The following is a 25,537-nucleotide window of genomic DNA, read 5'->3' as shown; positions in this document are numbered from 1 at the left end:
ACAGCGCCCGCGCCGCAGCGGGGCTGCACCAACCGCCGGACCTGAGACGATGCCCCTGCTCGCCCGCGCTTCGACGCTGCTGCTGCTCTCCCTGACCGTTCTCGCGGTCCTGCTGGCGCCCCTGCCGGCCTCGGCCAAAAAGGGTTGGACCCCGGTCGCCGCGGAGATCCTGATGGATGCGGACAGCGGCAAGGTCCTGCGGGCGCGCAATGCCGACCGGCTGACCTACCCGGCCTCGCTGACCAAGATGATGACGCTGATGCTGACCTTCGAGGCGCTGGACCGCGGCACGCTGCGGCTGAACCAGAGCCTCGTGGTGTCGCGGCATGCCGCGTCGATGCCGCCGTCGCGGCTGTGGCTGGCGCCGGGCAGCACCATCACGGTGGAGCAGGCGATCCTGGCGCTGGTCACCCGCTCGGCCAACGACGTCGCGGTGGTGCTGGGCGAGGCGCTGGGCGGCAGCGAGACGGCCTTCGCCAAAAAGATGACGGCGCGTGCCCGCCGGCTCGGCATGCGCCACACGGTGTTCCGCAACGCGTCGGGCCTGCCCAACCGGCTGCAGCGGACGACGGCGCGCGACATGGCGACCCTGTCCCGGGCGCTGATCCGCCGCCATGCCAAACATTACGCCTATTTCAAGCGCCGCAGCTTCGACTGGCAGGGCGATACGGTTTATGGCCACAACCGCCTGATGGCGCGCTATCCCGGCATGGACGGCATCAAGACCGGCTACATCGCCGCGTCCGGCTTCAACCTTGCCGCCTCGGCGGTGCGGGACGGCCGCCGCCTGATCGCCGTGGTGATGGGCGGGCACAGCGCCGCCGCCCGCGACACCCAAGTCGCCGACCTGCTGGACGCCGGCTTCAAGCGCCCGACCAGCCCGTCCAGGCCGGCGCCCGTGCAGCCGGATCTGGTGATTACCAAAAACAGCGCCTCGACCGCCGAACGCAGCACGGCGGTGAGCGTTGCCGTCCCTTCGATGAAGCCGGCCACCACAAAGTCCGCCCCCACAAAGTCCGTAGCGAAGCCCGACGGCGGCTCCTGGTCCATTCAGGTCGGCGCCTTCGCCAGCCATGCCGCGGCGGTGCGCAGCGCCCGCGACACGGCCAAGCGCTTGGGCCCCCTCGCGGCCGGCGCCAGTCCCGCGATCGTCCGCTCCGGCGGTCTCTACAAGGCCCGCCTGACCGGATTCCCCGCCGCCACCGCCGACGCGGCCTGCAGCGCCCTGAAGACGGCCGGACGCGGCTGCTTCCCGCTGCAAGGCCGGTGACTTCTCCCCTCCTTGAAAGGAGGGGCTTCTCTCAGCCAGCCTTACGGCTGACGGAGACGTCGCGGTTCTTCGCCTGGCTCACGCCTCGGGCTCCCCGCGCTGCCACCGGACGTCCTCCGGCAGGATCTTGATCTCGCGTCCGAGAGGGGGCAGGCGAAGCCTTTGGCTTCGCTGAGAGCCCGGACAGTGTCTTCTTCCGCTTCGCCGGCGCCGGCTTGGCCGCATACTCTGCGCTATCCACTCGGCGCAGGAACTCCCGCGTTGCCAGCCGCTCGATGTTACGCGCCGCGTTCACATCGGCATGACAGGCAAAGCCACACAGCGGGCAGACAAACTCGGCCTGGCTGGTCCGGCTATGCGGCAAATGCGCCGTCTCCGGGCTGTCCTTCGGATGCCGATGGCATTCCGAGCAGATCTGGCTCGTCCAAGCCGGTTCGATCGCCACCACCGCCGCTCCGTACCAGCCGGCCTTGTAGGTCAGCATGCGCCGGAACTTGCCGAAGGCGTTGCCGAGAAGGCCACGGTTCAGCCCGGCCTTCTGGGCAACCTTGCGGCCCGGTGCTTCGGCCGAGCCGCGGGCACTGGCCGTCATGGTCGCGATGCGCAAGTCCTCGATGCCGATCAGGCCGTGGTTCTGGGCCAGGTCGCTCGTGATCTTGTGCAACGCGTCATCCCGTCGGCGCCGGACCCGCTGGTCCAGCGCCCGCAAGGACTCTCGCAGTTTCATTTCCCGCCGCGACCGGTTGATCCGACCGTGCGCCTTGCGGGCCTCGACCGCCCGCGCGATACGCCGTTCCAGGCGCAAGCGCCGCTTGGCTTCGCCATCCGTCTCGCCGGACACGGTGTAGACATGCCCGTCGGCGCGTGTGTAGGCGTTGGCCACGCCGAAGTCGACGCCGGTGAAGCCCTTGAGCAGCGTGTCGTGGCCGAGAGGCCGCGGCGTGGTGACCTCAATCTCGCAGCACACTGATACCCACCAGGTGCGCCCCTGGCGCTGCAGGGTGACGTGCTTGGGCGTACCCTCCAGCGGCCGGTGGAAACAGACCGGGATGAAGCCAAGGCCGCCGGGAAAGTGGATGCCGTCGCGCGTCAGCGCGACCATGTCCACGACTTTGCTGGTCTTGGCGTCGGTGCGGGTCATCTGCGGGAAGCGCAGGCTGTCATCCTCGAACTTCTTCCAGGGCCGGGGGTAGCCGCCCTGGCCCGTGTAGAAGCGCTGGAAGGCATGGTCGAGGTCTTTGAGGGCCTGCTGGAGGCACTGGCTGAAGCATTCGGCGAGCCAGGGGAACTCGGCCTTGAGCGCCGGCAGGTCGGCGGTCTGCTTGGTGTAGCCGAAGGACCGACCCTTGCGGAAGAACATGCGGTGCTGATCGAGGCCGAGGTTGTGGACCACGCGGGCGCAGCCGAACCAGCGCGCCAGCATGACCTGAGCGGCCGGGCTGGGATAGGCGCGATAGCGGAAGCCCCTGTGGATCAGCATGATGTGGGCACACCTGGGTTATTTCAGGCGTCTGGCATGCTGCCATGCCAGTCTAGAACACATCAAGAACAAAATGCATCCGGGCATCAGAAACGCTGGCGTCTTTGATGTCCGGATGGCGCCTTATATCCCCGTCCTGAAGAACGGGGCTTTACGGCGCGTTCCGGTAACGCGGGCTTCCTAAAGCGCCTCCATGATGTGCCCGATCAGGGCCGCCGGCGGGATCGGCTTGGACAGGATGCGGATGCCGGGCTCGCGCCCCAGATCCTGCAGCACCGCCTTCTCGGCATAGCCGGTGACGATCAGGACCGGCAGGCCGGGGCGGTGACGGCGGACGAGGCGGGTCAGGTCGGCGCCGGTCATGCCGGGCATGGCGAAGTCGGTGACCAGGACGCCGATCCCCTCGTCCGCCTCCAGCAGCGCCAAAGCCTCCTCGCCGCTGGAGGCCTCCGACACCATGATGCCGGCCTCGTCCAGCACCGCCGCATTCGCCATGCGGACCAGGGCGTCGTCCTCGACCAGCAGCACGCGCACGGTGGCGGCCTGGGTGGCGGCCTGGGCGTCGGACAGGGCGGCGGACGGCACGGGCGACGGCCGGTTTCCGGCGGCGGTCTCGTCGGGCGCGTCCGACCCGCCGTCCGCCGGAACCGGGGCGTGGGGCAGGTACAGCGTCACCGCGGTGCCGAGGCCGGGATGGCTTTCCAGGCGCATGCCGCCGCCGGACTGCGCGGTCAGTCCATGCACCATGCTCAGCCCCAGACCGCTGCCCTGCCCGACCGGCTTGGTGGTGAAGAAGGGGTCGCAGGCCCGCGCCAGCACGTCCGGCGGCATGCCGGTGCCGCTGTCGCGCACGGTCACGGCGACATAGCCGCCTGGCGCCAGAGAGGGTGCCACGGCGGGAGAGATCCCGTCGCCCGTCCCCGTCTCCGCGTCCTTTCCCATCTCCACCGACAGGCTGGTCACGGCGATGGTCAGGGTGCCGCCGTCCGGCATGGCGTCGCGGGCGTTGATGGCGAGGTTCAGCAGGGCGATGTCGAACTGGTGGGGATCGACCAGCGCCGGCGGCACGCCGGTGTCGCGGTCGATGCGGATGCGGATGGCGCCGCCCAGCGTGCGTTCCAGCAGCGTCGCCATCCCCGCCACCTGGGCGCCAAGGTCGACCGGCGCCGGCGCCAGCCGCTGGCGGCGGGCGAAGGCCAGCAGGTGCTGGGTCAGGGTGGCGCCGCGGTCGACCGCCTGGCTTGCCACCTCCACCGCCCGGCGGCTCTCCGCCCCGCGCAGCTCGCCGCCGGCCTCCAGCATGTGCAGGCTGGAGCGCACCGCCTGCAGCAGGTTGTTGAAGTCGTGGGCGACGCCGCCGGTCAGCTGGCCCAGCGCTTCCATCTTCTGCAGCTGGCGGACATGCTCCTCCGCCTCGTCGCGGGCCTCGACCGCCTGCCGGCGCTCGCTGAGCGCGCGGTTGGCGGTCTCGTAGGCCAGGAACTGGCGCGCCATCGCCCACAGCATCAGGGCGAGCGCCACCGCGCTGACCAGCCCGGCGCCGGCGATGACGACCGCCTGACTCTTCCAGCGGGCCAGGATCTCCGTCCGCGTCCGGCTGACCCCGACGACCAGCGGGTAGTTGCGCAGAACCTGGAAGGACAGGATGCGGTCCTTGCCGTCGATCGAGCGCGGCGTTGCGTAGGTGCCGGTGTCGAAACGGGCGATCTGCTCGGCGACGCCGGGGCTGGTGGCGATGGTCCCGACTTTTTCGGGCACCGGCGGGAAACGTGCCAGCAGCATGCCGTCGCGCCACCACAGGCTGAAGCCGCTGCCCGGTTCGACATGCAGGCTGCGGTAGAACTGCTCGAAATAGGACAGGCGGATGGCCCCGACCACCAGACCGGCCAGCCCGCCGTCGGGGGTGTTCACGCGCCGCGCGATGTAGAGCGTCCACTCCCCGGTGACCATGCTCTTTGTCGGGCGGCTGACATAGGCCTGTCCGGGATCGGCATCCTTGAGCGCCAGGACATAGTCGCGCTGGGACAGGTCGAGTGTCGGAGCCGGGAACTGGCGGGTGAAATTCACCAGATTGCCGTCGGCGGCGACCAGGCTCAGGGCCTCCATCTGCGGCAGGCTGGACGCCTTGGCCTTCAGGATCTCATAAACCTGCCGCTCGAAGCGCAGCCGCTTGAAGGCTTCGAGGCTGCGCCGGTTCTCAAGCGGAATCTGCTCGGCGATTCCGCCGACGGTCAGGTCGATCCCTTCGATGGCGCGGGCAGTCTGCTCGGCCAGCGAGGCGTTGAGCGTGCGCAGGCCCAGCGTGGCTTCGGCCAGCGTCTCGTCATGCAGCCGGTTCAGGACGATCGCGGTACCGCCGCACAGCACCGCCAGCACGGCCACGCCGAGCGCCCCGATGCGCTGGAGCGGACGGTTGGTTCTCAAAAGCTGCAGCATGACGCCCGCTTCCGATCCGCCCTTACCGCCGCGCCCGCATGCATCACAAACCCTGTTCCCGACTCTGTTCCCGCTGCCATCGCCATGTCGATCCGCTTCCCCCCGTGATGGGCCAAGTGACGGCCAATGTGGCGTTCGCCGTCCGGAAGCATGGATGGTTTCGACACTGCATAAGCGTGACTATAGACGCCGCCGTCCACCGGGCAACCGGCTGCAGGTCATAGGGCGCGTTTGTCCGCTGCGGCGCTTCGTCCCGGATGGGGCTTTTCCGTCAATGCCGGTCGTGCAGGCAATGGGCGTGGTCGGCCAGCACCTCGATGACGTGGCAGCTGCGCACCTGGCCCTGGGCGCAGCCCTCCACCATCCGCCGCACCTCGTCGCGCAGGGCCTCCAGCCGGGCGATCCGGGACTCGATCTCGGCCAGATGGATGTGGGCCAACTGGTCGGCGTCCCGGCAGGGCCGGCCCGGATCGTCGGCCATTGCCAGCAGCTGGCGGATCGCCTCAACCTCGAAGCCCAGCTCGCGGGCGTGGCGGATGAAGCGCAGCCGGTTGACCGCCCTGTCGTCGTAGCTGCGCCGGTTGCTGCCGGTGCGCGGCGCCTCCGGCAGCAGGCCGATGCTCTCGTAATAGCGGATGGTCGGGACCTTCACGCCGGTCCGTTTGGCGAGCGTGCCGATGCTCAGGGCGGCGGGTGAGGCGGTGGGCAGGCTGGACATGGTCGGCATTTCCCTCTTGATCCTCCAGTCGCTGGAGGATTTAGGCTCCGGGGGAGCTGCCGGCAACCGGCCATGATCGAGGAGCCTCCACCATGTACGGATCCAGTCCCGAACCGCTGTCCGGTACGCAGGCCGGCACCGCCCTGCACACCAGCCGCTACCGGGTTTCCGGCATGGATTGCGGATCCTGCGCCGCCAAGATCGAGACAGCGTTGCGCCGGGTGCCGGGGGTCCGCGAGGTGCGGGTGTCGGTGCCCGCCGGCACGGTCGCCGTCTCGCACGACGACACGCTGGGTGCCGACGCGGTGGTCCGCCCGCTGGCCGCGCTCGGCTATGGCGCCGCCCCCGCCGATCCGGTCGCGGACGGCCCGGATGCTGCTTGCGGCGGGGGATGCTGCGGGACTGAGGCCCATTCCCACTCCCACGGCGATGCGGATGAGGCGTCCTGGTGGCGCGGGCGCAAGGTTCGGCTGACCGTGGCGGCCGGTGCGGCTCTGGCCGCCGCGACGGTGCTCGGCCTGTTGGTGCCGGCGACGGAGCCCTGGGCCTTCCCGCTGGCGCTGATGGTCGGGCTGGTCCCGGTGGCGCGCAGCGCCCTGGCGGCGGCACGGGCCGGAACCCCCTTCTCCATCGAGATGCTGATGACGGTCGCCGCCGTCGGCGCCCTGCTGATCGGCGCGGTGGAGGAGGCGGCGACGGTCCTGGTCCTCTTCCTGATCGGCGAACTGCTGGAGGGGGTGGCGGCCGGCCGGGCGCGGGCCGGCATCCGCGGCCTGACGGCACTCGTCCCCGACACGGCGTTGCTGGAGCAGGACGGCGCCGCCCCGCAGGCCGTCCCCGCCGCCGGGCTGGCCGTCGGCTCCGTCATCCTGGTGCGGCCGGGCGACCGGGTGGCGGCCGACGGCATCGTGCTGTCCGGCCGCAGCGCCGTCGACGAATCCCCCGTCACCGGCGAGAGCGTGCCGAAGCCCAAAAGCGAGGGCGATGCGGTCTTCGCCGGCACCATCAACGCCGACGGCGCGCTGCGCGTCCGCGTCACCGCCGCGGCGCGCGACAACACCATCGCCCGCATCGTCCGGCTGGTGGAGGAGGCGCAGGCGAGCAAGGCTCCGACCGAACGGCTGATCGACCGTTTCGCCCGCCTCTACACGCCGGGCATCGTCGGCGTGGCGGCCCTGGTCGCCCTGGTGCCGCCGCTGGCCTTCGGCGGCGGCTGGACGGAGTGGATCTACCGCGCCCTGGCGGTGCTGCTGATCGGCTGTCCCTGCGCGCTGGTGATCTCCACCCCGGCGGCCATCGCCGCCGGCCTGTCGAACGGCGCCCGGCGCGGGCTGCTGCTGAAGGGCGGCGCCGTGCTGGAGGCGTTGGGCCGCATCACCACCGTCGCCTTCGACAAGACCGGCACCCTGACGGAAGGCAGGCCCCGCGTCACCGACTTGGTTCCCTTCGGCGCCGGCGAGGCGGAGCTGCTGGCCGACGCCGCGGCGCTGGAAGCCGGGTCGAGCCACCCGCTGGCCCGCGCCATCCTGGCCGCGGCGGCAGAACGCGGCATCGCCCCACCCGCGGCCGGCGAGGTGACGGTACTCCCCGGCGCCGGGCTGAACGGCCGGGTGGCCGGCCGTATGGTGGCGCTGCTGTCGCCCCAGGCCGCCGCATCCGCCCTGAGGCCTGCGCAGGCGGAGCAGGCCGCCGCCTTCGCCGGGACGGGCAAGACGGTCTCCGTCCTGCTGATGGACGGCATTGCCGCCGGTCTGATCGCCATGCGCGACGAGCCGCGCCCCGACGCCCACAGCGGGATCGCGGCGCTGGACCGCGCCGGCATCCGCTCGCTGATGGTGACCGGCGACAATGCCCGGACCGCCGGGGCGGTCGCCGGAGCGTTGGGCATGACGGCACATGCCGAGCTGCTGCCGGAGGACAAGCTGCGCATCGTCCGCAGCCTCCAGGCCGATGGGCAGCGGGTGGCGAAGGTCGGCGACGGCATCAACGACGCCCCGGCGCTCGCCGCCGCCGATGTCGGCATCGCGATGGGCGGCGGCACCGACGTGGCGCTGGAGACGGCCGACGCCGCCATCCTGCACGGCCGGGTCGGCGACGTGGCGGCGATGGTGGCGTTGTCACGCCGCACCATGGCCAACATACGGCAAAACATCGCATTGGCTTTGGGCTTGAAGGCTGTCTTCCTGCTCACCACCGTGTTGGGCGTCACCGGGCTGTGGCCCGCGATCCTGGCGGACACCGGCGCCACCGTGCTGGTCACCGCCAACGCCCTGCGCCTTCTGTCCGTCCGTCCCTGAACGCCCGGACCAGAGATCTGATTTCGTTAGGAGAAATTCCATGAGCATGACGCGGCGGACGATGATGCGGGGGGCGGCGATAGCCGTTTTGGCGCTCGGCCTCGGGTCGATGGGGCTGCCGGGCATGGTCCGCGCCGCCGTTCCTGCCGAAGGGGCCGCGGTGGAGGTCTGGAAGGCCGCGAGCTGCGAATGCTGCGAGGGCTGGGTGCGGCACATGCGCGCCGCCGGTTTCGAGGTCACCGTCCACACCGTCGACGACGTGACGCCGATGAAGCGCATGGTCGGCGTGCCGGACGACCTCGCCTCCTGCCACACGGCGCGGGTCGGCGGCTATGTGCTGGAGGGCCATGTGCCGGCCGACGACGTGCGGCGGCTTCTGGCCGAACGGCCGCAGGCCCGCGGGCTGGCGGTCCCGGGCATGCCGCAGGACGCCCCCGGCATGGACATGGGTGTCGGCCAGCCCTATCAGGTCATGCTGTTCGGTGCCGCCGGCGGACCGCAGGTCTTCGCCCGTCATTGACGGGTCCGATGCGTCCCGGATGATGGCCAGGGGTGATGGCCGGGGCGGCGTTCAGGCCGCCTCGGCCATTGGTGGGCTGGCCGGCGCGGCTTTGCGCGACCGGACCAGCAGGCCGTTGACCATCGCCTGCCCCGGCAGTTCGATGAAGCGGTAGGTCAGGGCCGACAGGACGATCACCGCCAGCAGATAGCCGCCGCTCACCAGATCCATCACCCAGGCGTCGCCGAAGGAGAGCAGCCGGTCGCTGCCGCCCTCCACCTCGCGCTCGACGAACAGCGGCCGGCCGAGGACCCCCTGCATCACCGTCGTGCCTTTCTGCAGCACGGCGATCAGCAGGGCATGCACCATGTAGATCGAGTAGGACCAGGCGCCCAGCCGCTGGAAGGGCGAGGTCGCCAGCAGGCGGGAGACCGGCCCGGCTTCGAAGGCGAACACCCACACCACCAGCCCGAACAGGAGCGGCGCCGCCAGCGACAGGGCGTTGCCCCCCGCGGCCGAGACGAAGGCCACCACCGCCAGCAGCGCCCCCGTCTCGGCCAGCCCGCCGGCAAGCCGGGACACGGCTTTATCGGTGCGCCTGTTAGCGGCCGCCTGATACAGCCGGTAGACGAGGCAGCCGGTGAAGAAGCCGTAGAGGCAGCGGAAATAGCCGTAGTCGATGCTGGTGTCGATGTAATTGGCGGAAAAGCGCATCACCACCAGGGCACCGGCGACGGCGAGCGTGACCATCGCCACGGCCAACACCCTCGGCCGGCGCACCGTCAGGCAGAGGAGGGCGAAGGTGATGTAGACGAAGAACTCCGCGCTGATCGACCAGCTCGGGATGTTCCAGGTCCATTGATCCTCCACCCCCAGCGCATGGACCAGGGCGAGGTTGCTGACCAGGGCCGATGGGGCATAGGTCCCGGTGAAGGCGGCGGTTCCAACATGGCCGCCGGATGGTCCGGAGACCGCCTTCACGCATTCCAGCGCCACGAAGGCCAGCAGCACCGCCGCATGCAGCGGCCAGACCCGGCCGAACCGCCGGACCAGGAAGGTCCCGGCCGACTTCCCGCCGCCGATGCGGCCGGAATAGGCGTGGAGGATGACAAAGCCGCTCAAAACAAAGAAGAAATCGACAAAAAGATAGCTGCCGCGCACGAAGTCGAACATGTGGAAATGATCGATGCTGTGCAAATGGTACAGCGCAACGCATAACGCGCACAGGCCACGCCAGCCGTCGAGCACCGGGAACCGCATGGGAACCTCCGGGTGATGTTCAAAGGCGTTTCTTGGAAAACTGTTCGAAATGGCAACAAAACCTACGACCGATTGCGGGGGGTAAAAAAGGACGCGGGAGGTTTATTCCGAAGGATCGCCGACTACCCATGGCGGCCCTGCTCCAAAACCACCGGCACAGTGCCCCTCCCGTTCGGGTGATCCCGGACATCCCGGTCCAGCGTGTTGAAATATCCACTCCGGAGGATAGGATCGGCGGCATGAGCACGCACCGTTCCCCTCCCGACATCGACAAGCGCCTGAAACGGGCCGGCTGCCATCCGCGTGGGGGCCCCCTTGGAGGCGTCGACGGGATCGTGGCCGGACGAGGCCGGTCCGGCGCCGGATGATGCTCCCGGCGGCAATGGCAGCTGCGAAGACATGGGCGCGCGCGATTAAGCGCGACGTGCTGACCGTCTATCTGGCGGCGCGCGACCCGCGCACCCCCTGGCCTGTCCGCCTCCTGGCGATGGCGGTCGCGGCCTATGCGCTGAGCCCGATCGACCTGATCCCCGATTTCATCCCGGTGCTCGGCTATCTGGACGATCTGCTGATCGTGCCGCTCGGCCTCCTGCTGGTCGTCCGCCTCATCCCGCCGGAGCTTCTGGCCGAACACCGGGCCGCCGCGGCGCGGCGACCCGCCCGCCCGGTCAGCGTCGCCGCCGCCATGGTCATGATCGCCCTCTGGCTGGCGGCGGGCGCCCTGCTGTGGCGGTGGCTGGTGCCGTCGGTCGAAGGCTGGCTGTCCTAGCCGCCCGCCGTCATGCCGCCCGTGGAGCGCGCCAGGATGCCGGCGACGATGGCGTCGAGGTCGCCGCCGCGGTAGAGCGTGGCTTCGATGCCCGCCCGCTGGGCCGCCTGCAGGTCGGTGTCGCGGTCGCCGATCAGGAAGCTGCCCTTCGGCTCCACCGGCCACTCGGCCATCGCCTGCAGCAGCATCCCGGGTTCCGGCTTGCGGCAAGCACAGTCGGTCCGGTAGGGCGGCTCGCCATGCTCGGGATGGTGCGGGCAGTGGTAGAAGGCGTCGACATGGGCGCCGACGGCGTGCAGTTCCTGCTGCATCCAGTGATGCAGGGTCCGCACATGCTCCTCGCTGTAGAGACCGCGGGCGACGCCGGCCTGGTTGGTGACGACGAAGACCAGAAAGCCGGCATCGTTCAGCCGCTTCACCGCCTCCCTTGCCCCCGGCATCCAGGTGATCTGGTCGGGACGATGGGCGAAGCCGATGTCCTCGTTCAGCACGCCGTCACGGTCGAAGAAGGCGGCTCTGCGGCGATTGGTGTTCGGGGCCGGGTGTGACCCGTCTGGCATGATAGAGAGGGGCATGATGAAGGCGGGCCGTCTTTCTCGCGGTGGCAAACTTGCGGTTCGGTCTGGTTGAAAAGCCGCCCAGGCGCCGCCGTTGTCAATCCGGATACATCAACCCGGATACGGCGTCCCGGCCTGCGCCAGCCGCCGGAGGGTGCCGGTCAGGCGGCGGACATGACTGCCCGCCCAATAGAGCCGCCCGCAGCACGGGCAACTCGTCAAAGGACTTCCGTCGGAGGCACTGCCGAACGGAGCAGTCAGGCCGCGGGCGCCCGGCGGGACCTCCGCCAGCCTGTCCGGCGCCGCCGGGTGCAGCAGGCAGTTGTCGATCAGGCAGCGGGTGAAGGGGGCCTGCAGCCAATCGACCGGAAAGGCGGCGGTCAGCGAGCGGGCCTGCTCCTCCACCGACTGGCCGCGCAGAAGGCATCCGTGCCGGCCGGCGGTCTCGGCCAGCCGACGGTCGCGGGTCAACAGGATGCGCCCTTCCGCCCGCGCCCGGTCGAGCAGCGTCCGGTCGGTTGTGCCGGCCGGCGCCAGGGCGGTGTCATGGCCGGCGGCCCGCAGCAGGCGGGCGAGCCGGCCCAGCATCTCGTCACAGAACCAGTCCATGCCCCGTCAACAAAGCAGATCACTCATCGATAAGATGATATGGTTTCATGAAAATATATATTCAATTATGCGCCATCATCTCATCGCCGCACCTCGCCCCGCTCGATCCGGCGAACGCAGCCCAGCAGCAGCTCTTCCAGGTTCAGCGGCGGCATGTCGATGTGGATGGCCTCGAAGCCGCGGTCGCGGGCCCGGACCGTCAAGTCATGGTTCGCCGCGGCGATCGACAACAGGACGGGGCGTACGGCACCGCGCATCGCCGCCAGCCGGTCGAAGGCCGACGGCCACGCCCCGCAAGCTTCCCGGCGTTCCGCACCCGCCTCCCCCACCACGATCAGGTCGGGAACGAGGTGGCCACGCGCCAGCAGCGCCAGCCCTTCGTCCATCGTGCCGCCCGCCACGACCCGCCACCCCAGCGTTTCCAGATAAAGCCGCAACCCCTCGCGCAGCAACGGACTGTGGTCGGCGACCAGTGCCCAGCGCACCCGGTCTCCGTCCCTGCGCATGGCCGACCCGCCGGTCGCCGGCAGGACGGCGTCTTCCATTCCGCAGTCGTTCGTCATGGGGACCTTGCTCCGCTTCGATGGCTCCTGTTTCCGGCAGGGGGCAATCCGATGACTTTTGAGGAAAATCCCAGCGGCCGCATCCTTCACATGACGGACGAAACGCTCGGCCGATTGTCATACGCAACCGATTGGTCTTGAGCGCGGGCGATTGCCTACAGAAAATTGTCCATGAGCGGAGGATTTTCCCCATGGCGCAGGCTGCGGAGTCACTGATCGAGGACATCTACGACGCGGTGACTTTCCCGGAGCGCTGGGGCGGCATCCTGGAACGGCTCTGCGCCTTGACCGATGCGACGCACGGCTTCCTGTTCACCACCGCCCCCCATCACGACAGCCGGGCCACCGCGCTGTGGGCCCGCCACAACATCACGGACAGGCAGCTGAGCGACTACACCACCCATTTCCGTCACCGCGACGTCTGGGCGAACGCGGCGGCGGCGCGTGGCCTGCTGAGCCGCTGCGAGGTCCGCCGCGGCGAGGAACTGGTGTCCGACGCGGTGCTGCGGCGCTCCGCCTTCTTCAATGAACTTCTGCGGGATCACGGCATGGGCCGGCTGTGCGCGCTCGCCCTGTCCGACGGTGGCGAACTGGCGCCGGTGCAGCCGGTGCTGAGCCTCTACCGGTCGGCCGACGCCTCCCCCTTCCCCGACGAAACGGTGCGGCTCCTGCAGGGCTGCGCCCCGCATCTTCAGCGGGCGATGCGGCTGCGCGTCCGGCTGTGGGCGCGCCAGGATGGCCGGGAGGAGGACGTCCTGTGGAGCGGCCGGATGATCGACCGCCTGCCGATGGGGGTCGCCCTGCTCGACGCCGCCGGGCGGATCCTCTGCCTGAACCGGGCCGGACAGGCGATGGTCGACGCGCGGGACGGGCTGCAGCTTCGGCAGGGGCGTCTGCAGGCCGAACAGGGGGCCGAGGCGCGCCGGCTTGCCCATGCGCTGGAGGCGGCGGTGTCGGCGGGCGCCAGGACCGCGGCTGCGCGCCGGGGCGAGGCGGCCGACCTCCGGGTGTCGCGCCCGTCCGGCCGGGCGCCTTATCTGCTGACCGTTCTGCCGCTGTCGCCCGAGGCGGCGGGGCCGTTCGGCGATGCCGGCGGCGGGGGAGGAGACGGCGCCCGCATTCGTGCGGCGGTCTACATCGTCGACCCGGCCGCCGTGGCGCCGGGGCTGGGCGCGCGGCTGGGCGGACTGTTCGGCCTGACGCCGGTGGAGGCCGCCCTGGTCGCTGACCTGCTGGCCGACCTGACCCCGGCGGAGATCGGCGACCGCCGCGGCGTGGCGATCAGCACCGTGCGCAGCCAGCTGCGCAGCATCTTCGCCAAGACCGGAACCAGCCGCCAGAGCGAGCTGATGAATCTGGTCAACCGCTGCCTGATGCTGCCGGAGGGGCCGTGAGGGTCAGGCCAACAAGGGCAGCGCCGACACCACCAGGAGGCCGAGATAGATGCCGATGAACAGGCCCAGCACGATGCCGTAATCGGCCTCGGTCATCGGATTGGAATCGGGGTCGAACTGCCGCATGGATACGCCTTCTGCGCCGTCTGTCCTGCCTGAATAACAGTGGACGGCGGCGGGGCGTTGCGACATCTGCGGGCTATGCGGGGCGGGCTATCCAGGACAGGTCATCCGGGACCGGCTCTTGCGAACCGGTCCCCTCGATCGGATGCGCTTCAGGTGGAGCTTTTCGCCTGCCCGGTGATGGCGGGCTTCGCTGCCTCCTCCTCGGCAAGCGCGCGGTAGGCCAGTCCGCCCGCCAGTCCGCCGGCCAGCGGGGCGATCCAGAACAGCCAGAGCTGCTGCAGCGCCCATCCGCCGACCACCAGCGCCGGACCGGTGCTGCGCGCCGGGTTCACCGACGTGTTGGTCACCGGGATGCTGATCAGATGGATGAGGACGAGCGCCATGCCGATGGTCAGCGGCGCGAAGCCGGCCGGCGCCCGCCGGTCGGTGGAGCCCAGGATCACCAGCACGAAGAAGAAGGTCAGCACCAGCTCGATCACCAGGGCCGAGGTGATGCCGTACTGGCCGGGCGAATGCGCCTCGTACCCGTTGGCGGCGAGGCCGTTGACGGCCAGGCTGTAGTCGGCCTTTCCGGTGGCGATGACATACAGGACCAGGGCCGCCGCGAAGGCTCCGACCAGCTGGGCCAGCACGTAGGGCAGGATGTCCTTGGCCGGGAACCGCCCGCCGGCCCACAGCCCGACGGTCACCGCCGGGTTCAGGTGGCAGCCGGAGATGTGGCCGATGGAATAGGCCATGGTCAGGACGGTGAGGCCGAAGGCGAGGGAGACACCCAGCAGTCCGATCCCGACCTGCGGAAAGGCGGCGGCGAGCACGGCGCTGCCGCAGCCGCCGAAGACCAGCCAGAATGTCCCGAGAAACTCGGCGGAGCTGCGCCTTATCATACTCATGCCAACCTCCCACTGCTGTCAGGGTTGCCGAAGGCCGGTGGACGCCGGTATGGACACGAGGATAAATCCACCCCGGCGGGAGGGAGTTCGCGCGTTTGGGCAGTGGGGTGTGGCAGAAGAACAGGGTGGTGGAAAAAGCAGCTCTGGACTTGCCGACGGCGCGGCCCTTTTACGGTTCCGGTCCGCACCAATGCGCATCCGTCAGCCGAAGAGGTGCCGTTCGCCCAATTCCTCCGCACGCTTGCGTTCGAGTTCCTGGTTGTAGCGGCGCAGCGCGTAGGCTTCCGTCAGATAGCCGACCAGCCGCTTCGTCGTCGCGCTCTCCACGACGGGAAGGCTCTCCTCCTCCGTGTCGGTGAAGAGCTTGAGGGCGCTGCGCACATTCTGCCCCGGCAGCAGGACGGCATCCGCCGCCCGGGCGAGGTCGCCGGCGGTGCGCTGCTCCATGTCCTCCTGCAGGGTCGGATCATGCACGGCGGAGAGCGTGACGATGCCGGCATAGGCCCCGCGTTCGTCGAACACGAACACCTGCTTGGCGCTGCCGAGCGGAAACATGCGGCGCAGTTCGGCGAGGCTCATGGAGGCGGGAACGCTCTTGGCGTCGCGGCGCATCATTCGTCCTACCGTCAGGTTCTCGATCCAGCCGATGTCGTGCGCGCCGTGTATGGGCAGGCCGCGCAGGTGGAAGCGCCAGGTGGCGAAGGAATGGCCGAACATCCGGCGCACGATCATCGTCGCGACCGCCACGCTGGTGAGCACGCCGAGGGTGACGGGGAAGTCGGCGGTGGCCTCCTGGACCAGCATGACCATGGTGAGCGGGGCGCCGACGATGGCGGCGGCGACCGACCCCATCCCGACCAGGATGAAGGCGGTATAATGGATGCCCACGTCGGGCAGCAGCCAGCCGGCGATCTTCACGAAGAGGCTGCCGTACAGGCTGCCCAGGAACAGCGAAGAGCTGAACAGCCCGCCGCGGAAGCCCGCGCCGAGGGAGATGGACGAGGCGATGACCTTGGCGGCCAGCAGGGCCGCCAGAATGACCCCGTCATAGCCGAGGACGATGTTGTGCTGGATCGCGCCGTGGCCGCTGCCCAGCACCTGCGGGAAAAGCATGGCGATCGCGCCGACCAGCAGGCCCCCGACGGCCGGCCTGAGCCAGCCGGGAACATGCGCCGCCCGGAACAGCCGTTCCGCCAGCGTCACCGCCTTCATCGTGGCGATGCCGAGGATGGCGGCGCCGATGCCGACCAGGACGAAGAAGGGATAGTCGCTCGGCCCCACGCTGACGGGGTCGTAGACGGCGAAGATGGTGTCGTGGCCGCTGGTCCAGCGGGTGATGATGCCAGCGGTGATGGCGGACAGGCTGACCGGCGCCAGGGCGGCGAGCGTGTAGCTGCCGATCACCAGTTCGAAGGCATAGAAGGCCCCGGCGAGCGGGGCGTTGAACGCGGCGGCGATGGCGGCGGCGGCGCCGCAGCCGACCAGGATCCGCAGGTCGGCGCGGCGAAGCTTGACGGCCTGCCCGGCCGTGGAGGTGACGCCCGCCCCCACCTGGGTGTAGGCCGCCTCCATGCCGACCGAGGCGCCGAAGGCGTTGGACACCAAGGTCGAGGCGGCCAAGCGAAGGCTGTCGAGCAGGGACATCGTGCCGCCGTAGAGCGCGTTCGCCTCGATGGGGTCGACGATGTCCTTCGCCCGCAGGCGCCGGGCGAAGCTGCCGAAAATGCCGAGCGCCAGCCCGCCGACCATCGGGATGATCAGCGGCTGCCACGGGCCGATGGCCACCCCCGCGCTCAGATGGGCGCCGCGTGGAAGATCGAAGAGCACCGAATGCAGCAGCCCGACGGCTTTCTGGAGCAGGGCGACCCCGCCGGCGATCAGCGCCGCGGCAACCACCCCGAGGGCGACGATGGCGAAATCATTGTCGCGGACATTCCGGCTGGCCAGGGCGCGGAGCAGGAACAGGCGGCTGCGGAACCAGCCGCCGTGACGGCCCTCCGGGACGGGGTGCAGGGATCCGGGATGTTCGGACGGCCGGTCGCCCGCGTCCTTCCGTTTGGGAAGAAGGGGAATGGGGGGCAGGGACATGGCGGGACGCGGCTGTTGGAGCCCCCCGGGACGGGCGGACGTTCCCGGCATCTAAGCGGCGCCGGTGCCGGACGCAACGACAAACTCCCGGCCGCCTGCCCCCAGCCCTCGTCCCCCAGCCCTCGTCCCCCGCTCGCGGTTTGGCCTGCAGCGGGGGAATACTCGCGTATTCATCTTTTATTAATATGCCGGCGCCGAGCATGTTCGTACGCCCGCAGTTGCCCCGGCCGCCCATCCGGCCCAACAGTTGAGAGCGCGCCCGGTTCATGCAATCACTGCATCCAGCCACGATTCCTGCTGCGGACAACGCAAGGCGCGCGTGGTGACCGGCAGGCGCGTCAACGGCGGGCTGCGCGTCGCGCTGTTCGAACCTTTCGCCGTGAACGCCGAGTGGGCTGAACGCGAGCTGTCCTTGCGCATGCTGTCCGCCCTGGGTGCCAAGGGTTGGGAGGCCGCCATCGTCCGCCGCGCGGCCGAGATCGAGACCTTCGACCCCGATCTGGTCGTGTCGCTGCATCCCCAGGTCACGCCGAAGCTGACCCGGCACCTGACCATGGCATGCGACTGGAACCCGCCGCAGTTCCACGCCTCGCACCGGTTCTTCGCCCAGAACGAACGGTCCTATGACGGCTGGCTCACCGTCAACGAGGGGATGCGGCGGCGGATGGCCGACCTGTTCTGGCCGACTGCGCGCCCGCTGGTGACCACCCCGATGTATCCCAGTTCTCCCGCACTGGCGCTGGAGCCGAGGCTGGGTCCGGACAGCCGGCTGTTCTACATCGGCTCCAACTGGGACGGCCGGCGTTTCCCGCTGATGCTGAGCCTGCTGGCGCAGGCAGGCGTGCTGGCGCTGCACGGCCGCCGCGACCGGTGGGAGCATCTGGCCGATGCCTTCAGCGGCGAATTGCCGTTCGACGGGCATTCGGTGATCGAGCGTGCCAATGCCTGCGGGATGGGGCTGTGCCTGCATCTGCAGCCGCATGTCGAAACCGGCATCCCGAACATGCGCATCTTCGAACTGTCGGCGGCCGGGGCGCTGACCATCGCCGGCCACCATCCCTTCATCATGGAGGCCTTCGGCGACAGCGTCCTTTATGTCGACACCACCGCCGGCGAGTTGGAGACGGCCGAGCAGATCCTCGCCCATGTCGCCTGGGCACGGGCCAACCCGGCGCGCGGACGGGCGATGGCGCGCGACGCGCAGGCGATCTTCCTGGAAAAATTCAGCCTCGAGGTGCTGTTCGATCCCCTCCCCGACCTCGTCGCCGACGCCCGGCCGAGGCTTGGTCTGACGCCCGCCGGCAGCGCAGCACCGCCGGTTCCCGTCGATCTGGTGCTGCCGGTCGATGAGGGTGGGTGGGACGACGCCCTGCAGCGGCTGGAGGCGGTGGCCGGGCAGACGGCCGGCGCCGTCGGCGTGGTGCTCGTCCTGCCGGACGGCATGCGGGAGACCGTCCCGGACAGGCTCGTCCGCCGGCTTGCCTCCCTGCGCGTCCTGCGCACGGAAGCGGGAAGACCGTCGGGCTCCCGCCTGTGGGCCGGGTTGCGGGCCACCGACGCCGAGTGGGTCGGCATCCTGCCGCCCGGGGCGCGGCCCTTTCCCAACCATGTCGCGACGCTGTTGGCCGCGGCTGAGGACCTTGGCGTCGACGCCGTCCATGGCGGGGCGCTCCAGCCGATGCTGCCGGAGGAGATGGTGGAACTGTACCAGGCGGAACTGCGGCCGACCGCCATCGGCTTTGGCGCCATCGACACCGCCTGCCCCGCATCCACCGCGGCCACCCTGCATCCGGCGAGCCTTCTGATGCGGCGGGAGCGTCTGAAAACCCTCCTGCGCCGCGATCCGGAGCTTGGCGACGCGGCGGCCGCCTTCCTGGCCCATCGGGTCGCCGCGCAGGCGCCCCTGGGATGCAGCGGCCTGCTCACCATGCGCGCCGCCGACCGGGCGGATGCCGGGCTGGCCGAAGAGCAGGAGCGGCTTTGCCGCCTGACCGCCCTCACGCCCGTCCCGTCCGCCGCCACGGCCGCACCGTCACCGCCTCCGGAGCAGGTGACCTGCTACTTCGACTTCGATCCGAAATTCGCCGCACGCCTGCCGCGCCTGTGCCGGGATGCGGACTTCGCGGCCCTTCCCGGAGACCGGCCCATCTATCTCTATGGCGCGTCGCGCGGCGGGCGCATCCTGCAGATGGCGCTCGGCAAATGGGAAAACCTGACACTGGCCGGCTTTCTCGACGGGATGCGCAAGGGAACCGCGTGGGATCTGACCGTGACGACACCGGAGGCCGTCGCCGACACGCTGTGCGCTGCGACGGTGATCATCTCCAGCCAATATGTCTCGGAGATCGCCAAGCGCCTGCTGCGGGTCGGCATCGCCGATCCCTACAACGCATACCCGTTCATCGTGCGGCACATCCGGTCGGAGGCGTCGCGGAGGCTGCGGGACGCACCGGCGCAGCCGGCCTGAAGGATCGGGCCGCAGAGACCAGTGAGGAGTCCGAGCATGCGTGTCGGTGTCTACCGGGGATTTCCCGCCTCGGCCGGAGGTGGCTTCCAGTACGAGGCGTCGCTGCTGGACGCCCTGTCGGACCTGACCCCGCAGGTCCCCTATGATCTGGTCTGCGTCAATCCCGCCGGCGAAAGCCTGCGTGGGATCCTGCAGTCCCGCCATCTCCACTACGGCCGGCTGCCGATCCTGCCGCTGGGCGATCTGGACATTCATCAGGGGCCGCCCGAATCCTATCTGTCGACGGATGGCGAGGGTGGCCGCCCGCCACCCCCGACCGACGAGATCGTGCTGAACACCGCCATGGGACAGGCGTTGCGCGAGGAGGACATCGACCTTCTGCTCACCCTCCACCCGTCGCTGATCGGGCCGGAGGCGCTGGTCCCCTTCATCGTGCCGATCCACGACCTGCAGCACCGCCTCCAGCCGGAGTTTCCCGAGGTCAGCGCCGACGGGATCGCCGCCCTGCGGGAGCAGGCCTACCGGACGATCTGCCGCTACGCCACTCTGGTCCTGGTCGATTCCGAGGCGGGGCGGCAGGACGTGCTCCGCTTCTACGGCGACCTGATCGACGGCGACCGCATCCGGGTGCTGCCCTTCTTTCCGCCGGCCCGCCGCTCCCGCCCGCCGACGCAGAGGGACCTCGCCAGGGTCCGGACGCGGTACGGTCTGCCGGAGCGTTATTATTTCTATCCGGCGCAGTTCTGGATGCACAAGAACCACTGCCTGATCGTCGAGGCGCTCGCCCGTCTTGCCGATGATGGCGATGAAGCCGTCAGGGTGGTGTTCGCCGGAAGCTATACGGAGAAATGGCGGGCGCGGAATTTCATCGATGTGATGGCCCTGGCGGACAGGCTGGGGGTGCGCGACCGCATCCACTATCTGGGATTCGTGCCCGACCGCGACATGCCGGCGCTCTACAGCCTGTCGGCCGGGCTGGTCATGCCGACCTTCTTCGGTCCCACCAACATGCCACCGTTGGAAGCCTGGAGCTTCGGCCGGCCGGTCATCGTCAGCGATCTGCCCAGCATCCGCGACCAGCTCGGCGACGGTGCCCTCTACATCGATCCGCGCGATGCGGTCTCGCTGGCCGATGCCATGCGCAGGCTGTGGCATGACGATGCCCTGGCCGCCACCCTGGCCGCAAACGGCGCCCGCTGCCTTGCCGGCTACCGGCATGAGGATTTCCTGTCGCGCTTGCGGAGCATCCTGGACGAGGCGGTGGACCGTGTCCGCACCCGCCGCACCCCCGCCTATCCGATCGCATGGCCGCAAGAAGCCGGGGGAGCAGGGTGATGGGCCTGTTCAGCGGCCTCTACGGCGACCATGCCGCGGCCCGGCGGGGTACCCAGACCTACGACGATCCGCGGGTGGTGGCGAGGCTGGTGGAGGCGCGGTCGGCCTTCCGCTGGGACGGGGTGCTCACTCCCCTGTTCCAGCAGCTTGCCGCCGCACTTCTGGCCGCAGCGGTGCGCGGGGGAGGCTTCGACGGCCGGCTGAACGTCTGCGACTTCGGCGGCGGGCTGGGAAACGGGCATGCCGTGCTGTCCGCCATCCTGGGGGAGGCCGTCCGGCTGGAGTGGGACGTGGTGGAAACCCCGGCCCTGGCGCAGGCCGGCAATGAACGGTTCGCCGGCGACGGCCTGCGCTTCCATGATAAGCTCGACGCCCTGGAGGGCCGGGACCACGACCTGATCCTGGTCTCGGGCGTGCTGCAATATCTGCCCGATCCGCAAGCGGTCTTCGCCCGGCTGGCAAGCCGGCCGCACCGCCACATGGTGATGAACCGCTTTCCCGTCCGGCAGGCGGCGGAGCCGGTGACGGCCGACCTTTGCACGGTGCAGGATCTGCGACTTCTCCAGGCCGGGGTGTCGGTGCCGCACTGGTGCTTCTCCGAGGAGCGTTGGCGTCGCCTCATCGGCGCCACGCACGCCACCGTCATGCGCTGGAGCGACGATTTCGACGGGCGGCACGGGCTGGACGACGGCAGCGAGCTGTCGTTCATCGGCATGCTGCTTTCCCGCCACCCCGTTCCCGTCTCCGCCCCCGCCCGGATGCCGCCGCCATGATCGAGACCATCGACCATGACGGCCGCACCCTGGCGATCATCGTCCGTGCCGAATTCCGCGAGCCGGGCATCACCTTCTTCACGCCGACCAGCTTCTCGCAGCAGCTGGCCTTCATGCGCCACCCCACGGGAAAGACCATCACGCCCCACCTGCACAACCCGGTGCATCGGCAGGTCGATTACACCCAGGAGGTCCTGCTGATCCGGCGCGGGCTTCTGCGGGTCGATTTCTACGACGGCGGCCGGACCTATCTGCACAGCCGGCTTCTGCGGGCCGGCGACGTCATCCTTCTCGCGTCGGGCGGACACGGTTTCCAGGTGATCGAGGAGGTCGAAATGGTCGAGGTCAAGCAAGGCCCCTTCGCCGGCGGCGCCGACAAGAGCTGCTTCGAGGGAGCCGGTCCCGAGCGCATCGTGATGGAACAGTGAGCGCCGCCGGCCGGCAGGGAAAGGACAGGTCTCCCGTGATCGTCGTGAGCGAGCCGTTGCTGGACGGCAGGGAACTGGAGTACGTCCGCGAAGCCGTCGAGACCGGCTGGATCTCCTCGGAAGGGCGATTCATCGCGGAGTTCGAGCGCCGCTGGGCGGAGTATTGCGGCACGGCGCACGGTATCGCCGTGTCCAGCGGCACCGCCGCCCTCCAGCTCGCCATGCGCGCGCTCGACCTTGAGCCCGGGTCGGAGGTCATCCTGCCGAGTTGCACGATCATCTCCTGCGCGGTGGCGATCATCGAGGCCGGCTGCGTGCCCGTCCTGATCGACAGCGACCCGGAAACCTGGTGCCTCGACCCCGATCAGGTCGCGGCGAAGATCACGCCGCGCACCCGCGCCATCATGCCGGTCCATTTCCTCGGCCACCCCTGCGACATGGCCCCCCTGTGGGAATTGGCGGAGCGGCACGGCCTCCACATCGTCGAGGACGCCGCCGAGGCGCACGGCGCCGAATACCGCGGACGCCGCTGCGGCGGACTGGGGACGCTCGGCTGCTTCAGCTTCTACGCCAACAAGATCGTCACCACCGGCGAAGGCGGCATGGTCGTCACCGACGATCCCGCCCTCGCCGACCGGCTGCGTTCGCTGCGGAACCTGTGTTTCCGCCGCGACCGGCGCTTCCTTCACACCGAACTGGGCGTCAATGCCCGGCTGACCAACCTCCAGGCCGCCGTCGGTCTGGCCCAGGTCGAGCGCATCGGCGACCATATCGCCCGCAAGCGCCGCATCGCCGCGCAGTATGGCGCGCGACTGGCCGGACTGCCGCTTGCCTTGCCGGTCGAGCGCCCCTGGGCGCGCAGCGTGTACTGGATGTACGGGATCGTGCTGGATGACGAGGTGCCGTTCGATGCGGCCGAATGCGCGCTCCGCCTGCGCGCTCTCGGGGTGGACAGCCGCCCCTTCTTCCTCGGCATGCATGAGCAGCCGGCCCTGCTGGAGCGCGGCCTGTTCCGCGAGGAGCGCTATCCGGTGGCGGAAAGGCTGGCGCGGCGGGCGCTGTATCTGCCGTCCGGCCTGACCCTGCCCGATGCCGACCTGGAACTGGCCGCCGACGCGGTGCGGAGGGTGCTGGCATGAGCGGGATTTTCGGAACCGGCTACGCGGCGGTCTATGACGCGCTGTATGGCGGGAAGGATTACGCGGGTGAAAGCGATCTGATCGCGCATCTGTTCGCCCTGCATGCGGACGGCCCCGTCGCGAGCGTCCTGGACCTCGGCTGCGGCACCGGCGGGCATGCCCTGCCGCTGGCGGCGCGGGGGCTGCGCGTGACGGGGGTGGACCGCTCTCCGGCCATGCTCGCCCGCGCCCGTGCGAAGTCGGCGGAGATGGCGACGGAGATGGCGACGGACATGGCCGGGGCGACGGTCGCCGCGCCCGAGTTCATCGAGGCCGATGTCCGCACGCTTCGCCTCGGCCGGGTCTTCGATGCGGCGATCATGATGTTCGCCGTGCTTGGCTACCAGTATGACGACGACGCGCTGCTGGCCACCCTGGCCTCGGTCCGGCGCCATCTGCCGCCGTCCGGCCTTTTCCTCTTCGACGTCTGGTACGGCCCCGCCGTCCTCGCCCAGCGGCCGGGAGATCGGGTGCGGTCGGTCTCCCAGGCGGACGAGCGGATTCTCAGGACCACGCGGTCGGAACTCGACATCCGGGCCCAGATTTGCCGGGTCGATTTCCATGTGCTGAGGCTCGCCGGTGACCGGGTTGCCGGGGAGGAGCGGGAGACTCACACCATGCGCTTCTTCTTCGACCGGGAACTCGGCCTGGCGCTTGCCGCCTGCGGCTTCCGGCTGGAGGCACTCCGCGCCTTTCCGGACATCGGCCGCGAGCCGGACGAGACGACATGGACCGTGATCGGCGTCGCGCGTGCCCTGCCGTGACGCCGCTCAGCCCGCCCCCGCACCGCTGCCGCCAGGGAAATAGGCAGACATCTCGGCACCGAAGGTCCGGTCGGCCAATGCCCGCTCCTCATCGGTCAGCAGGGTGGCGTAGCAGTCGCGATGGCCTTTGTTGATGAAGCGGCGGCTGCCTTCATAGCTGCGCGCGAGTTCGGGCCGATAGAAAACGCCGTCGCGCCGGTTGCGGACCTCCTCCGCTTCCAGCGCGGCCATCGCCGCCATCCCGCTGCGTTCGACCGCCATCGCCTGCCGCTCGGCCGGAACCGGCAAGTCGAGGAAGCGCAGGATGGCCGCCAGTTCGCGGCCGGGGTGATCGACCAGATCGGTGTAGGTGACGAGATGCACCGGGATCTCGCGCTGGTCGAGCCACGAGCGGACATGCTGCCGCCACGGCCCGGCGACCTCGAACTCCGCCCCGCCGGTCGTCAGCCAGCCATGGACGAAGCGACGGAACGCGGGACCATCGGCCGGGCCGCCTTCATCGGCGCCTGGGTTCCCGGCGGGGTTCAGGAACCGGCGGTAATCCCACGCCGACATCATGACGTCGACGGGGTGACGGATCAGATACACCGCCTTGGCCGTCCGCCCGACGCCGGGTCGGTCCGGTCCGAACGGGAAATGCGACTTCACGATCCGGGGTCCCTCCGGCATGGCGAACCGCAGCGCCGGCCATGCGTGAATGTCGATCACGTATCTCCTTTCGAGGTCGCCGATCTCGGCGGCGTCGCCGAACAGGCAGTGAAACATCAGGAATCCGAGATAGGTGACTCCCGACTTCGGGAAGGCCGAAAGGCTGATCAGGTCCCGCATGGATCGACATCTCCCCCCATCACATCACACCCCACCCCGGTGCCGCTAAAGTGAAAAAGGCATGGCGCGCGACAACCTTCGGGTTTGGGGAATCTTCGTTTGGATTTTATCATGGCCTGTATATTCGCAATCCCAAGTTTTTGAAGACTCCGCATATGAAGCGCTGCTGGTTGTGGCTTTCTAATTTTGAATATGCGGGCTGAATTGCTCGAATGTATTATAATTGTTATATTGACCAGCATTTGGTGTCCAACGGTACGGCGAAGGGGGATGAGGACGCGGATGCGCCGACCGGCATCGTCACTTCCGAATCCCTCAGCTGAAGAGGAGAGAGACTTCGACCGGATCGCCATCGAGAATTGGCGGGAGGAGATCCGCAGGTCCACCGTCTCCCACTACCATCATCGGATGGGGGTGGCGCTCGAGGCTTCGGGAGACCGCGATGCCGCCACGACGGCGTTCGAGCGTGCGGTGGCGGTGGATCCGGGGCATTATGCATCCGTGCTGCGCCTGAACCGCCTGCTGCGGGACGCGGGCGACCCGGAGCGCGCGCGATCCGTTCTGGCGCATGGAATGTTGGCGCATGGCCGCGACCCCGATGCCCTGGCACGGGCGCTGGTCGATGAGGCGGAGGCCGCCCGGGACGACGGAATGACCGACGATGCGCTCGCCCTCGTCGCCCATGCGCTTGCCGTTTGTCCGCGTGCCGCCGCCGCTCATCTGCCCGATCTCGTCGTCGAACTGGCCGGCCAAATCCGTGATCGCCATGAGGAAGCGCTGCGCTGGTGCGATCTTGCGGCCCCCCATG

23 protein-coding genes are annotated in these 25,537 nt (G+C 69.5%); 12 read left to right on the top strand and 11 right to left on the bottom strand.

From position 1 onward, the window contains the following. Positions 1–49: 49 nt before the first annotated feature. Positions 50–1,270, top strand: coding sequence for a serine hydrolase (locus tag ACCD06_RS27445; RefSeq protein ID WP_413344876.1), 1,221 nt, complete (start codon positions 50–52; stop codon positions 1,268–1,270). A gap of 31 nt (positions 1,271–1,301) precedes the next feature. Here ACCD06_RS27445 and ACCD06_RS27440 read toward each other — a convergent pair whose 3' ends face one another. The 3 genes from ACCD06_RS27440 to ACCD06_RS27430 all read right to left on the bottom strand — a co-directional run bounded on the left by ACCD06_RS27440 (position 1,302) and on the right by ACCD06_RS27430 (position 5,904). Further along, positions 1,302–2,750 carry an RNA-guided endonuclease InsQ/TnpB family protein gene (locus ACCD06_RS27440; protein WP_413344874.1) on the bottom strand — a complete coding sequence of 483 codons (1,449 nt, stop codon included), beginning with the start codon at positions 2,748–2,750 and terminating at the stop codon, positions 1,302–1,304. A 180-nt stretch (positions 2,751–2,930) separates the two neighbouring features. Further along, positions 2,931–5,186 (bottom strand): response regulator, encoded by a 2,256-nt coding sequence (locus tag ACCD06_RS27435; RefSeq protein ID WP_413344872.1) that lies wholly within the window; start codon positions 5,184–5,186, stop codon positions 2,931–2,933. 271 nt (positions 5,187–5,457) lie between these two features. Continuing rightward, positions 5,458–5,904 (bottom strand): MerR family transcriptional regulator, encoded by a 447-nt coding sequence (locus tag ACCD06_RS27430; RefSeq protein WP_413344870.1) that lies wholly within the window; start codon positions 5,902–5,904, stop codon positions 5,458–5,460. Positions 5,905–5,996: 92 nt separating this feature from the next. Between ACCD06_RS27430 and ACCD06_RS27425 the strand changes: the two genes are divergently transcribed. Next, the gene (locus ACCD06_RS27425) at positions 5,997–8,201 is read left to right on the top strand and encodes a heavy metal translocating P-type ATPase (RefSeq protein WP_413344868.1); all 2,205 of its coding nucleotides are present in this window, start codon (positions 5,997–5,999) and stop codon (positions 8,199–8,201) included. A gap of 40 nt (positions 8,202–8,241) precedes the next feature. Then, positions 8,242–8,721, top strand: coding sequence for a DUF411 domain-containing protein (locus ACCD06_RS27420; protein WP_413344866.1), 480 nt, complete (start codon positions 8,242–8,244; stop codon positions 8,719–8,721). A gap of 51 nt (positions 8,722–8,772) precedes the next feature. Here the strand turns inward: ACCD06_RS27420 and ACCD06_RS27415 are convergent, their stop codons facing one another. Then, positions 8,773–9,960: an acyltransferase family protein gene (locus ACCD06_RS27415; RefSeq protein ID WP_413344864.1), complete on the bottom strand. Its 1,188-nt coding sequence runs from the start codon at positions 9,958–9,960 to the stop codon at positions 8,773–8,775. A gap of 382 nt (positions 9,961–10,342) precedes the next feature. Between ACCD06_RS27415 and ACCD06_RS27410 the strand changes: the two genes are divergently transcribed. Further along, complete coding sequence (locus tag ACCD06_RS27410) at positions 10,343–10,729, top strand: YkvA family protein (RefSeq protein WP_413344862.1); 387 nt, start codon at positions 10,343–10,345, stop codon at positions 10,727–10,729. Here the strand turns inward: ACCD06_RS27410 and ACCD06_RS27405 are convergent. The 3 genes from ACCD06_RS27405 to ACCD06_RS27395 form a co-directional block, all read right to left on the bottom strand. Beyond that, on the bottom strand, positions 10,726–11,289 hold the full coding sequence (locus tag ACCD06_RS27405) for a D-glycero-alpha-D-manno-heptose-1,7-bisphosphate 7-phosphatase (protein ID WP_413344860.1): 564 nt from the start codon (positions 11,287–11,289) through the stop codon (positions 10,726–10,728). The genes ACCD06_RS27410 and ACCD06_RS27405 overlap by 4 nt on opposite strands. A gap of 108 nt (positions 11,290–11,397) precedes the next feature. Further along, positions 11,398–11,895: a Mut7-C RNAse domain-containing protein gene (locus tag ACCD06_RS27400; RefSeq protein ID WP_413344858.1), complete on the bottom strand. Its 498-nt coding sequence runs from the start codon at positions 11,893–11,895 to the stop codon at positions 11,398–11,400. 80 nt (positions 11,896–11,975) lie between these two features. Further along, the gene (locus tag ACCD06_RS27395) at positions 11,976–12,458 is read right to left on the bottom strand and encodes a hypothetical protein (protein WP_413344856.1); all 483 of its coding nucleotides are present in this window, start codon (positions 12,456–12,458) and stop codon (positions 11,976–11,978) included. Between the two features lie 191 nt (positions 12,459–12,649). Between ACCD06_RS27395 and ACCD06_RS27390 the strand changes: the two genes are divergently transcribed. Continuing rightward, on the top strand, positions 12,650–13,852 hold the full coding sequence (locus ACCD06_RS27390; RefSeq protein ID WP_413344854.1) for a helix-turn-helix transcriptional regulator: 1,203 nt from the start codon (positions 12,650–12,652) through the stop codon (positions 13,850–13,852). Positions 13,853–13,855: 3 nt separating this feature from the next. Here the strand turns inward: ACCD06_RS27390 and ACCD06_RS27385 are convergent, their stop codons facing one another. The 3 genes from ACCD06_RS27385 to ACCD06_RS27375 all read right to left on the bottom strand — a co-directional run bounded on the left by ACCD06_RS27385 (position 13,856) and on the right by ACCD06_RS27375 (position 16,956). Then, on the bottom strand, positions 13,856–13,978 hold the full coding sequence (locus ACCD06_RS27385; protein ID WP_256379201.1) for a hypothetical protein: 123 nt from the start codon (positions 13,976–13,978) through the stop codon (positions 13,856–13,858). Between the two features lie 149 nt (positions 13,979–14,127). After that, a complete protein-coding gene (aqpZ, locus tag ACCD06_RS27380; RefSeq protein WP_413344852.1) occupies positions 14,128–14,868 on the bottom strand; it encodes an aquaporin Z in 741 nt (246 codons plus the stop codon). Between the two features lie 201 nt (positions 14,869–15,069). Further along, complete coding sequence (locus ACCD06_RS27375) at positions 15,070–16,956, bottom strand: chloride channel protein (RefSeq protein WP_413344850.1); 1,887 nt, start codon at positions 16,954–16,956, stop codon at positions 15,070–15,072. 322 nt (positions 16,957–17,278) lie between these two features. Here ACCD06_RS27375 and ACCD06_RS27370 point away from each other — a divergent pair, with 322 nt between their 5' ends. Genes ACCD06_RS27370 through ACCD06_RS27345 form a run of 6 tightly spaced genes read left to right on the top strand, consistent with a single transcriptional unit; the run spans position 17,279 to position 23,901 of the window. Further along, positions 17,279–19,423 (top strand): hypothetical protein, encoded by a 2,145-nt coding sequence (locus ACCD06_RS27370; protein ID WP_413344848.1) that lies wholly within the window; start codon positions 17,279–17,281, stop codon positions 19,421–19,423. A gap of 36 nt (positions 19,424–19,459) precedes the next feature. Next, on the top strand, positions 19,460–20,758 hold the full coding sequence (locus ACCD06_RS27365; RefSeq protein ID WP_413344846.1) for a glycosyltransferase: 1,299 nt from the start codon (positions 19,460–19,462) through the stop codon (positions 20,756–20,758). Further along, the gene (locus tag ACCD06_RS27360) at positions 20,758–21,531 is read left to right on the top strand and encodes a methyltransferase, TIGR04325 family (protein ID WP_413344844.1); all 774 of its coding nucleotides are present in this window, start codon (positions 20,758–20,760) and stop codon (positions 21,529–21,531) included. The genes ACCD06_RS27365 and ACCD06_RS27360 overlap by 1 nt, the downstream gene beginning before the upstream one ends. Then, a complete protein-coding gene (locus ACCD06_RS27355) occupies positions 21,528–21,959 on the top strand; it encodes a hypothetical protein (RefSeq protein ID WP_413344842.1) in 432 nt (143 codons plus the stop codon). The genes ACCD06_RS27360 and ACCD06_RS27355 overlap by 4 nt, the downstream gene beginning before the upstream one ends. A 35-nt stretch (positions 21,960–21,994) precedes the next feature. Then, positions 21,995–23,098: a DegT/DnrJ/EryC1/StrS family aminotransferase gene (locus ACCD06_RS27350; protein WP_413344840.1), complete on the top strand. Its 1,104-nt coding sequence runs from the start codon at positions 21,995–21,997 to the stop codon at positions 23,096–23,098. After that, positions 23,095–23,901, top strand: coding sequence for a class I SAM-dependent DNA methyltransferase (locus ACCD06_RS27345; RefSeq protein ID WP_413344838.1), 807 nt, complete (start codon positions 23,095–23,097; stop codon positions 23,899–23,901). The genes ACCD06_RS27350 and ACCD06_RS27345 overlap by 4 nt, the downstream gene beginning before the upstream one ends. A gap of 6 nt (positions 23,902–23,907) precedes the next feature. Here the strand turns inward: ACCD06_RS27345 and ACCD06_RS27340 are convergent, their stop codons facing one another. Further along, positions 23,908–24,729: a sulfotransferase domain-containing protein gene (locus ACCD06_RS27340; protein WP_413344836.1), complete on the bottom strand. Its 822-nt coding sequence runs from the start codon at positions 24,727–24,729 to the stop codon at positions 23,908–23,910. Positions 24,730–25,011: 282 nt separating this feature from the next. Between ACCD06_RS27340 and ACCD06_RS27335 the strand changes: the two genes are divergently transcribed. Further along, on the top strand, positions 25,012–25,537 hold a 526-nt coding region (locus tag ACCD06_RS27335; protein ID WP_413344834.1), incomplete at its 3' end, for a tetratricopeptide repeat protein.

The sequence above is a fragment of the Azospirillum sp. CT11-132 genome (assembly GCF_047302835.1).
GTDB lineage: Bacteria > Pseudomonadota > Alphaproteobacteria > Azospirillales > Azospirillaceae > Azospirillum.
This window is presented reverse-complemented; position numbering and strand designations above follow the sequence as displayed.